A 14,269-nucleotide genomic window follows, 5' to 3' on the forward strand; every position below is an offset into this window, starting at 1 on the left:
CGGGCCGTCGCTCAATCCGCGACGTCCAGCGCGGCGCGGATGATGCTGTCGCTGTCGATGCCGTGGTGGCGGTAGACGCTCTCGAGGTCACCCGACTGCCCGAACCGCGTCACGCCGAGGTGGGCGGCGCGCACCCGGTGCAGGTTCGCCAGGAACGCGAGCGTGTGCGGGTGCCCGTCGAGCACCGTCACCATCGGCGCGGAGCGCTCGGCCGGCAGCGCCGAGTCGAGGATCCACGTGTCCGCGGTGTCCTGGCCCGACCGGGCCTGCAGCGCGCGGAAGAGCAGGCCGGCGCTCGTCACGCACACGACATCGGCGTGCTTGCCCAGCGCGTCGAGACGGTCGGCGGCGGCCAGCGCCTCGGTGACCATCGCGCCCATCGTCACGATCGTCACGTCGGGACGCGCGACGGCGGCGGTGCGGATCGGGTAGGCGCCCGCGACGACCTGGCGGCGCCGGCGTTCGCGCGCGGCCGGGTCCGCCGGCACCGCGGCGAGGCTCTGCTCGACGGGCCGGGTCGACAGGCGCAGGTAGGCCGACGTGCCGTCGGGCCGGCCGAGGCGGGCCAGCGACGCCAGCAGCGTCCACTCCACGTCGAGCGCGAACGCCGGCTCGTACGTGATGCAGCCCGGCTGCTCCAGCCCCACCGACGGCGTGGTCACCGACTGGTGCGCGCCACCCTCCGGCGCGAGCGTGACGCCCGAGGGTGTGCCGACGAGGATCGACTGCCCGCCGCCGTAGATGCCGAACGACCACGGTTCGAGGGCGCGCTCCACGAAGGGGTCGTAGAGCACGCCGATCGGCAGCAGCGGCCGGCCCCAGCGCGACCACGTGGTGCCGAGTTCGCCCAGCGCGCTCACCAGGTTCACCTCGGCGATGCCCAGCTCCAGGTGCTGGCCGGTGGGCCGCTCGCGCCAGTGCAGGATCGTCTCCGGGTCGTCGGCGAACCAGTCGACGCGCTCCTGCGGCGACCACACGCCGACCTTGTTGACCCAGCCGCCGAGGTTGGTGCTGGAGGAGACGTCGGGGCACAGCGTGACCACCAGCTTCGCGGCCTCCGGTGCCTCGCGCGTGAGGTCGAGCAGCGCGCGGCCGAGCGCGGCCTGCGTGGTCGTGCGGCCCGCGGGCGTACGGCCGATGTCCGCGGGGATGGCCGGAACCTGGTGCGGCACAACGGGTTCGCGGCGCAGGCGGGCGGCGGTGTCGGCGCACAGGCGGGCCGCGGCGGAACCCTCGGCGAACGTGCGCCACGGGTCGTCGAGCGACGCGCCGACGCGCTCGGCCAGCTGCCCGATCTGCTCGGCGGTGAGCAGGGACGAGTGGTTCTGCGGGTGGCCTTCACTGGCCAGGCCGAATCCCTTCACGGTGTAGGCGAAGAGCACTGTGGGACGGCGGTCGTCGATGGCGTCGAACGCGTCGAGCAGCGCGGGCAGGTCGTGGCCGCCGAGGTTGCGGATGGCCGCGTGCAGGGTGGCGTCGTCGAGGGTGTCCAGCAGCGGCGCCAGCTCGGGCGACGCCAGCCGCTCACGCAGCTGCGCCGGCGTGCAGCGCAGCAGGCGCTGGTACTCCGGGTTGGGCATGTCGTCGATGCGCCGGCGCAGCGCGTCACCGCCGGGCCGCTCGAACAGCTCCTGCAGCAGCCGGCCGTACTTGACGGTGAGCACCTGCCAGCCGGCCGCGTCGAACATGCCCTGCAGGCGCGTGGCGCCGATGTTGGGCACCACGCGGTCGAGCGACTGGCGGTTGAGGTCGACGATCCACACGACCTCGCCCAGCTCCTGCACGTTCGGGTCCAGGATCGACTCCCAGACGGCTCCCTCGTCGAGCTCCGCGTCGCCGACCAGCGAGTACTGGCGGCCGGTCCCGGCGCCGCCGGTGGTGGATTCGACGTAGCGGCGGGCGAGCGCGCCCCAGATCGGGGCGGTGGCGCCGATGCCGACCGAGCCGGTGGAGTAGTCGACCTGGTCGGGGTCCTTCGACCGCGACGGGTAGCTCTGCAGCCCGCCGAACTCGCGCAGCGACGTCAGGTACTTCTCGTCGAGGCCGCCGAGCAGGTAGTTGATCGCGTGGAGCACGGGGGAGGCGTGCGGCTTCACCGACACGCGGTCCTCGGCGCGCAGCCGCGCGAACCACAGCGCGGTCATGATCGAGACCATCGACGCGCTCGAGGCCTGGTGCCCGCCGACCTTGAGCCCGGTCGGGTTGGGGCGCACGCGGTTGGCGTGGTCGATGATCGCGGTGGAGAGCCAGAGCACACGGTCCTGTACCTCACGCAGGACCTCCGTGGCTTCGGCGGTTCCGGAACTGCGTTCGGCGGCGGGAGTGCTCACGACGGACCTCTCTGCGATTTTCGTTGGGCGTAACGAGGAGTTCAGTCCAACAGAGCTGGGTATGCTGCACAACCGATGGTCTGTTCATTGAGCAGAACGCCCAGAATCGCACCAGACGGTGTGGAGAGGACTGCGCACCATGCCCAGTGGCCAGCGGCTCGACGCCACCGACGCCCGCATCCTGCTCGCGCTCAACCGCAACCCGCGCGCCACCGCCGTCGCTCTCGCGGACGAGCTCGGGCTCTCGCGCAACACCGTGCAAAGCCGCCTTTCGCGGCTCGAACAGGGCGACGCGCTGCGCTCGGTCGAGCACCGCGTCGACCCCGCCGCGCTCGGCTACCCCCTCACGGCGTTCGTGACGGTGCAGGTCACCCAGCGGCTGCTCGACGAGGTCGGCCGCGCGCTGGCCGCCGTGCCGGAGGTGCTGCAGGTTCGCGGCCTCACCGGCCAGTCCGACCTGCTCGTGCACGTCGTCGCGCGCGAGGCCGACGACCTGTACCGCATCGCCGGCCAGATGCTCGAGATCCCGGGTGTGGAGCGCACGCACAACGCGCTGGTGATGCGCGAGATGGTGCCCTACCGGCTGACGCCGCTGCTGGAGCGCGCCGTGGCCGGGAAGTGAGCGGCGCGGGCAGACCGGCTGCGTGGACGATCTTGTCGCGCCGGCTCGCGACCTGCGGTCCCTGCTCACGGCCGTGGCGGTACCGGGCGAGGCCGACCGGAGGCTGACGGACAAAGCCGTGCGGGCGCTCGACGACGCCGGGCTCTTCCGGCTCGGCACACCGCGCCGGTACGGCGGGCACGAGGCGACGCTGCGGACGCCCGTGGACGTCGGCGCCGAGGCCGACGGCGCGACGGGCTGGGTCGTGACCCTGGTCAACGCCTGCGCGGGGGTCGTGAACCTCTTCCCGGAGCGGCGCGGGACGAGGTGTTCGGCGCGGACCCGCTCGCGAAGGTCGCCGGTGCGCTCGCGCCCACCGCGCGGCGGAACACGTGGCGGGCGGTGGCCCTACGCGTCGGGCATCGCGCACGCGGACTGGGCGTTGCTGGGCATCCCGGCCGGGGAAACGGCGGGCCCGCGATGGCGCTCGTCCCCGGTGAGCGACTACGTGGTGGAGCGCACGTGGGCGGTGGCGGGCATGCGGGGCACGGGGAGTGACACGGTCGTCGCGCAGGCGGTCTTCGTGCCCGGGCAGCGGGACGTGCGAACGGCGGCGGTTCTGGAACGTGTTCCAGTGTTGGCGCCGTACCTCACGGTGGTGCTCGCGGCGCCGCAGCTCGGCCTCGGGCGGGCCGCGCTGCGGATCGTGCGGGAAGCAGCCGCGACCAAAGCCGTCACCGGAACCGCCTACGCGCGGCAGGCCGACTCGGCGGTGTTCCGGCTGCGGTTCGCCGACGCCGCGCTCAAGGTGGACACCGTGCACCTGCACTGCGCGAGGGCCGCGGACGACGTCGATCGGGCCTCATCCGAAGGGGGTGAGATGGGCGGACTGGCGCGTGCCCGGTGACCTCGGCCTGGCCGGGCGGAGTGCGTGGTCGACGCGAGCGGGATCCCGGTGGCGCTGCACGGCACCGGCGGGTTCGCCGACGCCCACCCGTTGCAGCGCATCTGGCGTGACGCGAACTTCGCCCTGACCCGCGCGATGGTACAGCCCGCGGTGAACTACGAGATCTACGGCAAGGCGCTCCTCGGCGTGCAGCAGAACATCACCGCGATGCTCTGAACCCGTGCTACGCGGTGAAACGCCGGTCGCCGGTGGCTAGGCCGCGCCGTCCGCCCCGTGCTCGCGCTTGCGCAGCAGGAGCGTCCGGTGGATCCAGACGAAGAGCGGGACCGAGACGAGGCCCCAGAGGAACAGACCGGTGCTGCCGGCCAGCAGTCCGATGACGATCATCAGGACGACGGTGATGTCGGCGAGGATCAACGTGGTGAACCACAGGCGCGAATGAGCCGGGGGTGCACCCTCGCTCAAGGCCGCGACGAAGTCAGGATCGCTCGCGGCCAGCTCTTCTTCGATCTTCCGCAGCGCGCTGCGGTCGCGATGGGGAAGCATGACCCCCTCCTCAGGACGGATCCGGGGTGATCGCCCTTCTAATTGACTACCCCGCTCCACCCCACGTCAAGCGCGGTTTTTCCAGGAATAATCGGCAAACCACGACGGTGGTCCGGTGTACCCCGACGGGGCACTTCGGGCGGCCAGCGGGATTCCGGTGCAAACTGAAACACGTTCTAATATGGTCCGGTCTCCTGGGATACGGCATCGTGCTCTTCACGCGCGAGCGCGGCATCACGCCCCCGGCCGTGGCGCACGCGGCCGAAACGGCCGGGTCCGACCCCTTCTACGGCCCCGAGCACACGCACATCCCGGTCAAGTGCACGGCCGCGCACCCGCGCACCGGGGACTCGTGCCTGCCCGACGACCGGTACCTGAGCACGCTCGACCCGTGGGTGTCGCGCGCGAGGGCCGCGGCGGTCACCACGCACATCCGCCTCGCGACGACCGTCGTGCCGCCAGGGGAGAGTGACCCGATCACGCTGGCCAAGGCGATCGCGACGGTCGACCACCTCTCCGGTGGACGCGTGACGCTCGGTGTCGGTTTCGGGTGGAACACCGACGAGCTCGCCGACCACGGGGTGCCCGCGCGCAAGCGGCGCACCGTGCTGCGCGAGTACCTGACGGCGATGCGTGCCTTGTGGACCGAGGACGTGGCGAGCGACGAAGGCGGGCACGTGGCGTTCGGCCCGAGCTGGGCGTGGCCGAAACCCGTGCAGCTGCGCATCCCCGCTGTGCCGACGGCCGGCTCACCACACCGTCCGAAGTGGACAGCGGGGAAAACGTGGCACTGCTGCGAGCGAGCCTGCGCGAGGAGGGTCGCGCGGGTGCACCCGAGGTGGCCGCGCTCGGCCCGCGTCCGGAGCCCGAAGGCCTGGCGTGCCTGGAAGCCGCCGCGTCACGGAGGTGATCTTCGGGCTGCCGGACCGCGAACCGGCCGAAGCCGTCGAGTGGCTCGGGCGCCTGTCGGGCGAACTCGAGCACGGGATCCTCGTCCCGCCCTGTCGAGTTCCTGGCCGATCCTCGGAGGCCTCGCACCGGCGGCACGGACGCGCTCCACCTGCGACGGCGCGTGGTCCGACGCATGAGCCGGTGCCCCAGTGGTCCGGTGACGCGGTGTCCTTTTCGGACTGACGCGTCGGCTGTCCGGCGGTGGGACGAGGCGGAAAACGGCGCGACCCCGAAGCCTCCCACCGCTCGGGCGTCGCCGGCCACGTGCCCGATCCGGCGTACCGGTCGGTGCACCCCTGCGACCGCGGCCGCGAAAGCTGCATGTGCCCCACGACGAGCGACGCCGCGCTCTTTCGGCGCGCTGAAGCACCGCATCGCATACCTGAACCCCGGCCCGCCCGCGCGCTGAGCAGCAGACAGCTCACCCGAAGAGGCGAAGTCGGGGCCTGGGCGTCATCCTGTTCACCAGATGGCCTCTGGGCAGGCGTGGCGGTGACCGGCCGGCACGCCCCCCGACCGGCCGGTCACCGCTGTTCGCCTCGGCATTCGGGTGCCGTGCGGCGGGGCGATTGGCGCGGCCCGCCGCGTCCCGGAAGACTGGCCGGGTGCAGAGCCCGATCCCCGCTGAGTCGCCCGGACCCGACGTCTCGCCCGCGCTGGCCGAGCTGGCCGCCACCTACGGCGTGGCGACGTCCTACGAGAACGCCGACCGCGTCGAGGTACAGGTGGAGGCCGACGTCGTCGTCGCAGTCCTCGCCCAGTTCGACGTGGACGCCTCGACCGAGGACGCCGTGCGGCGGGCGCTGGAGGAGGTCCGGGCGGCGCGCGCGTCGGCGGACCTGCCGCCCACGGTCGTCGTCCGCGCCGGGGAGCCGCGGGACCTCGCCCGCGAGGTCACCGTCGAACTGGAGGACGGTACGAGCCGCGAGGTCGGCACGACGCTGCCGGCAGATCTGCCGCTCGGCTGGCACCAGGTGGTCGACGGCGACCGGCGTGTGCCGCTCGTCGTGGTCCCGGCGAAGCTGCCCGAGGTGAAGCCCGCATGGGGCTGGATGCTGCAGCTCTACGCGCTGCACTCGGCCGGTTCGTGGGGGATGGGCGACTTCGGCGACCTGCGCACCACGGCCACCCGCTCGGCCGCCGAGCTCGGCGCCGGCGTGCTGCTGGTCAACCCCGTGCAGGCGTTCGCGCCCGCGCACCCGGTGGAGCGCTCGCCGTACTCGCCGTCGAGCCGCCGCTTCGCCAACCCCGTGTACCTGCGGGTCACCGACACCGAGGCGTTCGCCGAGGCCGACGAGCCGACTCGCGCGAAAGTGCTGGCACTGGCCCCGGACGCGGTGCCGGACCTGATCGACTACGACGCCGTGTGGGACGCCAAGCGCGCTGCGCTCGAGCTGCTGCGCCCGCACCACCCCCGCCCGGTCGAGCTCGACGGCGACCTGCGCGACTTCGCGACGTTCGGCGCGCTGGCCGAGGTCCACGGTGCCGACTGGCGCGAGTGGCCCGAGGCGCTGCGCGACCCGGCTAGCGCCGAGGTTGCCGCGGCCCGCGAGGAGCTGGCCGACCGCGTCGAGTTCCACGGGTGGCTTCAGCAGCTGTGCCACGAGCAGCTCGACGAGGTGCGCCTCGCGGCGCGGGAGGCCGGCATGACGGTGGGGGTCGTGCACGACCTGCCCGTCGGCGTGCACCCCGGCGGCGCCGACACGTGGGCGCTGCGCGACGTGTTCGCCGCCCGGGTGCGGGTCGGCGCACCACCGGACGCGTTCAACCAGCAGGGCCAGGACTGGAACCTGCCGCCCTGGCGGCCCGATCGGCTCGCCGAAGCGGGGTACGCGCCCTTCCGCGACGTCGTGCGCGGGGTGCTGCAGCACGCCGACGGCATCCGCGTGGACCACATCGCCGGCTTGTGGCGGCTGTGGTGGATCCCGCCGGGCGAGCCCGCCGGCCGCGGCACCTACGTGCACTACGACGCCGAAGCGATGCTCGGCGTACTGGCGCTCGAGGCGCACCGCGCCGGCGCCGTCGTGGTCGGGGAGGACCTCGGCACGGTAGAGGACGTCGTCACCGAGACCATGCACGAGACCGGGGTGCTCAGCTCCGCCGTGCTGTGGTTCCAGCGCGACTGGGACTCGCCCGGCCAGCCGTTCGTGCGGCCCGCCGAGTGGGACCCGCACGCGATGGCGAGCATCTCGACCCACGACCTGCCAACCGTCTCGGGCTGGCTGGAGGCCGAACACGTCCGCGTCCGCGCCGAACTGGGGCTCCTCGACCGGCCGGTGGAACAGGAGTACACCGAGGCGGCGGCCGAGCGCACGGCGCTGCTGGACCTCCTGGCGCGCGAAGGCATCCTGGCCGACGACCCGGTGGTGGCGCTGCACACCCTCCTGGCCTCGGCGGCGTCGCGCCTGGTGCTGACGTCGCCGGCCGACGTCGTGGGCGAACGCCGCCAGCCGAACCTGCCGGGCACGGTCGACCAGTACCCTAACTGGCGGATCCCGCTCCCCGTCAGCGTCGACGGGTTCTTCGCCGACGCCCGGGTGCACGCCGCGGTCGCGCCGCTGAAGGCCGCCCGGCCGCTGCGGTGACGAGCGCCGGCTCGCGAAGAACTGCTTGCGAAACCAACAGCCGGCGCGAACACCGTGGTTCGGCACCCGCCGCCGGTGGGTAGCCCCCGTCCGCAAGAACCGACGTCCCCGAGGAGAGTCCCGTGCGTCCCTGGCCCGGAAGGCCCTACCCGCTCGGCGCCACTTACGACGGGGTGGGCACGAACTTCGCGCTGTTCTCCGAAGTCGCCGAGCACGTGGACCTGTGCCTGTTCGACGAGGACGGCACCGAGACCCGCGCCCGCCTGGAGGAGGTCGACGGGTTCGTCCACCACGGCTACCTGCTCGGCGTCGGCCCGGGCCAGCGCTACGGCTACCGCGTGCACGGCCCATACGACCCCGACCGCGGCCTGCGCTGCAACCCGAACAAGCTCCTGATCGACCCGTACGCCAAGGCCTTCTCGCGCGGCGTCGACTGGTCGGAGGCACTGTTCGGGTACAAGTTCGACAGTCCGGACGAACGCAACGACCAGGACTCGGCCGGGCACGTGCCGTACTCGCTGGTGGTCAGCCCGTTCTTCGACTGGGCCAACGACCGCGCGCCGCGCACGCCCTACCACGAGACCGTGATCTACGAAGCGCACGTGCGCGGCATGACGATGACGCACCCGTTCGTGCCCGAGCGGCTGCGCGGCACTTACGCCGGGATCGCGCATCCCGCCGTGGTCGAGCACCTCAAGAAGCTCGGGATCACCGCGGTCGAGCTGATGCCGGTGCACCAGTTCGTGACCGACCACGGCCTCGACGAACGCGGCCTGCGCAACTACTGGGGCTACAACACCATCGGCTACTTCGCGCCCCACGACAGTTACGCGGCGATGCCGGGCCAGGGCGGCGCCGTGCAGGAGTTCAAGGGCATGGTCCGCGCGCTGCACGAGGCGAACATCGAGGTGATCCTCGACGTCGTCTACAACCACACCGCCGAGGGCAACCACCTCGGGCCGACCTTGTCCATGCGCGGCATCGACAACGAGGCCTACTACCGGCTCGTCGAGGACGAGCCGAAGTACTACATGGACTACACGGGCACGGGCAATTCGCTCAACGTGCGCAACCCGCACACCCTGCAGCTGATCATGGACTCGCTGCGGTACTGGGTCACCGAGATGCACGTGGACGGGTTCCGCTTCGACCTCGCCTCGGCGCTGGCGCGCGAGTTCTACGACGTCGATCGCCTGTCGACGTTCTTCGAGCTCGTGCAGCAGGACCCGATCGTGAGCCAGGTCAAGCTGATCGCCGAGCCGTGGGACGTCGGACCCGGCGGGTACCAGGTGGGCAACTTCCCGCCATTGTGGACGGAGTGGAACGGGCAGTTCCGCGACACGGTGCGCGACTTCTGGCGCGGTGAGCCCTCGACGCTCGGCGAGTTCGCTTCGCGCATCACCGGGTCCTCGGACCTGTACCAGGACGACGGCCGCCGCCCGTTCGCATCGATCAACTTCGTGACCGCCCACGACGGCTTCACCCTCACGGACCTGGTGTCCTACAACGAGAAGCACAACGAGGCCAACGGCGAGGACAACCGCGACGGCGCCGACGACAACCGGTCGTGGAACTGCGGGGTGGAGGGCCCGACCGACGACGAGGAGGTGCTGGCCCTGCGCGCCCGCCAGCGCCGCAACCTGCTCGCCACGATGCTGCTGTCGCAGGGCGTGCCGATGCTGCTGCACGGCGACGAGCTCGGCCGCACGCAGCAGGGCAACAACAACGCGTACTGCCAGGACACCGAACTGTCCTGGATGGACTGGGGGCTCGCGAAGGAGAACGCGGATCTCGTCGAGTTCACCGCGGCGCTCACGGCGTTCCGCAAGGCGCACCCGGTGTTCCGGCGCCGCCGGTTCTTCCAGGGCAAACCGGTGCGCAAGGGCGAGGAGCTCGGCGACATCGCGTGGTTCACGCCCGCCGGCGAGCTGATGACCGAGCAGAACTGGGACGACGGCTTCGGCAAGTCCGTGGTCATCTTCCTCAACGGGGAGGGCATCTCCGACCTCGACCCGCGGGGCATGCCGGTGGTCGACGAGTCGTTCCTTCTGGCGTTCAACGCGCACTACGAGGACATCGCGATGACCTTGCCCGCCAACGGGTATGGGACCGAGTGGACGGTCGTGGTCGACACGGCCACGGGCAAGGTGGGCGAGACGGGTGCGGAACCGGTGCCGGGAGGCGGCAAGCACACGCTCGCCGCGCGCTCGCTCGTGGTGCTGCAGCGGAGCGGCCGGGAGGAGCAGGAGTGAGCGCGCCGTCGTCGACCTACCGGGTGCAGCTGCGCCCGGAGTTCACCTTCACCGACGCCGCCGGGATCGTCGACTACCTGCGCACGCTCGGCGTGGGCGCGCTGTACGCGTCGCCCGTGCTGGACGCGACGCCGGGCTCGGCCCACGGCTACGACGTGGTCGACCCGACGCGCGCCCGGCCCGAGCTTGGCGGTGAGCAGGAGCGGCGCGTGCTGGTCGCGCGGCTGAAGGACGCCGGGCTCTCGCTCGTGGTAGACATCGTGCCGAACCACATGTCGGTGGAGGTGCCGAAGGTCAACCGCTGGTGGTGGGACGTGCTGCGCCACGGCCAGGCCTCCGAGCACGCCGGCTTCTTCGACATCGACTGGAGCCGCGGCAAAGTGCTGCTGCCCGTGCTGGGCGACGACGACGCCGTGGCCGAGCTGAAGATCGAAGGCTCGGGCGAGGCCGCCGAGCTCGCCTACTACGACCACCGTTTCCCGATCGCGCCCGGCACCGCCGAAGGCACGCCGCAGGAGGTCCACGCACGCCAGAACTACGAGCTGGTCGGCTGGCGGCGCGGCAACGCCGAGCTGAACTACCGCCGGTTCTTCGACATCACGAACCTGGCGGCCGTCACGGTCGAAAAGGCCGAAGTCTTCGCGGAAACCCACGGCGAGGTGCTGCGGTGGGTGGCCGACGGTGACGTCGCCGGCCTGCGCGTGGACCACCCGGACGGCCTGGCCGACCCCGGCGGGTACCTGCGCCGGCTGCGCGAGGGCGCGCCGGGCGCGTGGCTCGTGGTGGAGAAGATCCTGCAGCCCGGCGAGGCGCTGCCGCAGAGCTGGCCCGTCGACGGCACCACGGGCTACGACGCGCTGCGCGAGATCACCGGTGTGTTCGTCGATCCCGCCGCGGAGCCGGTGTTCACGCGGCTCGCGGACGAGCTGGGCGTGCGCACCGACTACCTCGCGGTGGAGGAGGAAGCGCGGCGCCTGGTCACCGACCGCATCCTCGTGGCCGAGGTCCGCCGGATCGCCGCGCTGGTCGAAGGAATCGACACCGAAGCCGCGCGCGCCGCGGTGGCGGAGGTGATGATCGCGTTCGGGGTGTACCGCTCGTACCTGCCCGAAGGCGCGGCCGAATGGGCGCGCGCCCTCGAGCGGGCCGGTGCGCGCCGGCCCGACCTCGCCGAGGCGTTCACCGCGCTGGACGCGCAGGTCCGCGCCGACCCGCACGGTGAACTCGCCACTCGCCTGCAGCAGACGTCCGGCATGGTCGTGGCCAAGGGCACCGAGGACACGACCTTCTACCGGTTCACCCGCTTCGCGGCGCTCAACGAGGTCGGCGGCGACCCGGAGTCCTTCGGGCTCGCCCCCGCCCGGTTCCACCGGCTCGCCGAGGGCCGCGCCGCCGGCCGGCCCGCGACCATGACCACGCTGACCACCCACGACACCAAGCGCTCGGAGGACACGCGGGCCCGGCAGGCCGCGCTGTCCGAACTGGCCGGCGAGTTCGCCGACGCGGTGCGCCGCTGGACCGCGCGCGCCGGCCTCGACGAGCCGTCGCTGAACCTGCTGGCTTGGCAGACGCTCGTGGGCGCGTGGCCGATCGGCCCCGAGCGCCTGCGCGGCTACCTCGACAAGGCGGCCAAGGAGTCGAAGCTCCGCACCACCTGGACCGACCACGACGAGGAGTTCGAGCGCGCCGTCGCGGCGTGGCCCGGGCGCGTGCTGGACGACGCCGAGCTGGCCGCGGACGTCGAGGCCTTCGTCCGGCGGCGGCTGGCTGCCGCCGGGTACGTGAACTCGCTGGGCCAGAAGCTCGTGCAGCTGACCGGGCCGGGGGTGCCCGACGTGTACCAGGGCACCGAGCTGTGGGACTTCTCGCTCGTCGACCCCGACAACCGCCGCGCGGTGGACTACGGGGTGCGCCGCGAGATCCTCGAGCGCGTGCTCGCGGGTGAGCTGCCCGAGGTCGACGAAAGCGGTGCCGCGAAGCTCCTCGTGGTGCACCGCGCGCTCACCCTGCGGCGTGAGCGGCCCGAGCTGTTCACCGGGTACCGCCCGTTGCACGCCGAGGGCGCGGCGGCCGAGCACCTGCTGGCGTTCCAGCGCGGCGAGGAGCTCGCGGTCGCGGTGACACGGCTGCCGGTGGGGCTCGAGAAGTCCGGCGGCTGGCGCGACACCGTGCTGCCGCTGTCCGAAGGGGTGTGGACCGACGTCCTCACCGGCCGGGCCCTCGGCGACTCGCCGGCGGCGGCGACGCTGTTCGCCCGGTACCCGGTGGCTCTTCTGGTGCGAGGGGATTCCTGATGTTCACCGTGTGGGCACCGGCAGCCGAGCGCGTGCGGGTCCGCGTCGACGGCGCCGACCACGAAATGACCCCGGCCGCCGGCGGGTGGTGGCGCGCCGAGGCCTCCGGTACCGATTACGCCTTCCTGCTCGGCGACGACGCCAAGCCATTGCCGGACCCGCGCTCGCTGCGCCAGCCCGCCGGCGTGCACGGGGCTTCGCGCGTGTACGACCACTCGGCGTTCGAGTGGACCGACGGTGCCTGGACCGGCCGGCAGCTGCCCGGCGGCGTCGTGTACGAGCTGCACGTGGGCACGTTCACCGAGGGCGGCACGTTCGACTCGGCCATCGAGCGGCTCGGTCACCTCGCCGACCTCGGCGTCACCCACGTCGAGCTGCTGCCGGTGAACTCCTTCGACGGCACCGCGGGCTGGGGCTACGACGGCGTGTTGTGGGGCGCGGTGCACGAGCCCTACGGCGGGCCCGACGGGCTCAAGCGGTTTGTCGACGCCTGCCACGCGCGTGGTCTGGCGGTGGTGCTGGACGTGGTCTACAACCACCTCGGCCCGTCGGGGGCGTACCTCGACCGCTTCGGGCCGTACTTCGCCGGGCGCACCGACTGGGGCGCCGGGCTGAACCTCGACGGCCCGGGGTCGGACGAGGTGCGCCGGTACGTGCTCGACAACGCACTGGGCTGGCTGCGTGACTTCCACGTCGACGCGCTACGGCTCGACGCGGTCCACGCGCTCGTGGACAAGCGCGCCGTGCACCTGCTGGAGGAGCTGGCCACCGAGGTCGACCGGCTGTCCGCGGCACTGCTGCGCCCGCTCACGCTCATCGCCGAATCGGACCAGAACGACCCGCGGCTCGTCACGCGGCGCGACGGCGGGGGCTACGGCCTGGGCGCGCAGTGGTCCGACGACCTGCACCACGCCCTGCACGTGCGCATCACCGGCGAAACCACCGGCTACTACACGGACTTCGCCGCGCCGGGCGCGCTAGCGAAGACGCTGCGCGAGGTCTTCTTCCACGCCGGCACTTTCTCCTCGTTCCGCGAGCGCACGCACGGGCGGCCTGTGGACACCCGCACGACGCCGGGGCACCGGTTCCTGGCGTACCTGCAGAACCACGACCAGATCGGCAACCGCGCCACCGGCGACCGGCTCTCGGCCACGGTCGCGCCGGGGCTGATCGCGTGCGCCGCGGCGGTGGTCTTCTGCTCGCCGTACACGCCGATGATCTTCATGGGTGAGGAGTGGGGCGCGAGCACGCCGTGGCAGTTCTTCGCGTCGTTCCCGGACGCCGAGCTGGCCGAGGCCGTGCGCACCGGCCGGCGCCGCGAGTTCGGCCGCCACGGCTGGGGTGAGGCGGACGTGCCGGATCCGATGGACCCGGCGACCGTCGAACGGTCCAAGCTCGACTGGGCCGAACCGGGGAAGGCCGGCCACCGGGAGGTGCTGGAGCTCTACCGCACGCTGATCCGGCTGCGCCGCGAACGGCCGGAGCTGACCGACCCGGACCTCGCCGGGTTCGAGGTGCGCGCGGCGCCGGACGACTCGTGGCTCGTGCTGCACCGCGGCTGCCTGCGGCTGGTTTGCAACTTCGGCGCGACGGACGCGGTCGTCCCATTGGCTGGGACGCCGGGGGAGGTGCTGGCTTCGTGGGGTGCCCCGGAGTTCGACGACGCGCGCGGGACCGCGCGGCTTCCGTCGGCTTCGTTCGCGCTGGTGGCCAGCTCGTGACCGGCGTCAACCCCGGCAGCCGGCCTCTTTACCGGGAAAGTTCAGCCGGGTAGCCGGGCCCGGAAGGCGGCCCGGTTTGGGA

The 14,269-nt window shown here is 72.5% G+C and carries 9 protein-coding genes and 1 pseudogene; 8 read left to right on the top strand and 2 right to left on the bottom strand.

Annotated elements, in window-relative coordinates; all coding sequences use genetic code 11:
- Positions 1–11 precede the first annotated feature (11 nt).
- Positions 12–2,330, bottom strand: coding sequence for a transketolase C-terminal domain-containing protein (locus I6J71_RS15695; RefSeq protein WP_239154873.1), 2,319 nt, complete (start codon positions 2,328–2,330; stop codon positions 12–14).
- Positions 2,331–2,469: 139 nt separating this feature from the next.
- Here I6J71_RS15695 and I6J71_RS15700 point away from each other — a divergent pair, with 139 nt between their 5' ends.
- Genes I6J71_RS15700 through I6J71_RS15710 form a run of 3 tightly spaced genes read left to right on the top strand, consistent with a single transcriptional unit; the run spans position 2,470 to position 4,054 of the window.
- Complete coding sequence (locus I6J71_RS15700) at positions 2,470–2,952, top strand: Lrp/AsnC family transcriptional regulator (RefSeq protein ID WP_204095383.1); 483 nt, start codon at positions 2,470–2,472, stop codon at positions 2,950–2,952.
- Between the two features lie 22 nt (positions 2,953–2,974).
- Positions 2,975–3,838 (top strand): oxidoreductase, encoded by an 864-nt coding sequence (locus I6J71_RS15705; RefSeq protein WP_204095384.1) that lies wholly within the window; start codon positions 2,975–2,977, stop codon positions 3,836–3,838.
- 24 nt (positions 3,839–3,862) lie between these two features.
- Positions 3,863–4,054, top strand: a complete 192-nt coding sequence (locus tag I6J71_RS15710) for a hypothetical protein (protein ID WP_204095385.1) — start codon at positions 3,863–3,865, stop codon at positions 4,052–4,054.
- Between the two features lie 36 nt (positions 4,055–4,090).
- Here I6J71_RS15710 and I6J71_RS15715 read toward each other — a convergent pair whose 3' ends face one another.
- Positions 4,091–4,384 (bottom strand): DUF3040 domain-containing protein, encoded by a 294-nt coding sequence (locus I6J71_RS15715; protein WP_204095386.1) that lies wholly within the window; start codon positions 4,382–4,384, stop codon positions 4,091–4,093.
- Between the two features lie 194 nt (positions 4,385–4,578).
- Between I6J71_RS15715 and I6J71_RS15720 the strand changes: the two are divergent.
- From I6J71_RS15720 to treZ, 5 genes and pseudogenes are all read left to right on the top strand, one after another.
- Positions 4,579–5,362 (top strand): annotated as a pseudogene (locus tag I6J71_RS15720) (LLM class flavin-dependent oxidoreductase); the annotation flags it as partial.
- Positions 5,363–5,940: 578 nt separating this feature from the next.
- Entirely contained in the window at positions 5,941–7,920 is a 1,980-nt protein-coding gene (malQ, locus tag I6J71_RS15725; protein WP_239154874.1) for a 4-alpha-glucanotransferase, read from the top strand.
- 122 nt (positions 7,921–8,042) lie between these two features.
- Complete coding sequence (glgX, locus tag I6J71_RS15730; protein WP_204095387.1) at positions 8,043–10,172, top strand: glycogen debranching protein GlgX; 2,130 nt, start codon at positions 8,043–8,045, stop codon at positions 10,170–10,172.
- The gene (treY, locus tag I6J71_RS15735; protein WP_204095388.1) at positions 10,169–12,466 is read left to right on the top strand and encodes a malto-oligosyltrehalose synthase; all 2,298 of its coding nucleotides are present in this window, start codon (positions 10,169–10,171) and stop codon (positions 12,464–12,466) included. The genes glgX and treY overlap by 4 nt, the downstream gene beginning before the upstream one ends.
- A complete protein-coding gene (gene treZ, locus I6J71_RS15740) occupies positions 12,463–14,187 on the top strand; it encodes a malto-oligosyltrehalose trehalohydrolase (RefSeq protein WP_204097076.1) in 1,725 nt (574 codons plus the stop codon). The genes treY and treZ overlap by 4 nt, the downstream gene beginning before the upstream one ends.
- Positions 14,188–14,269 lie beyond the last annotated feature (82 nt).

The sequence above is a fragment of the Amycolatopsis sp. FDAARGOS 1241 genome (assembly GCF_016889705.1).
Classification (GTDB): domain Bacteria; phylum Actinomycetota; class Actinomycetes; order Mycobacteriales; family Pseudonocardiaceae; genus Amycolatopsis.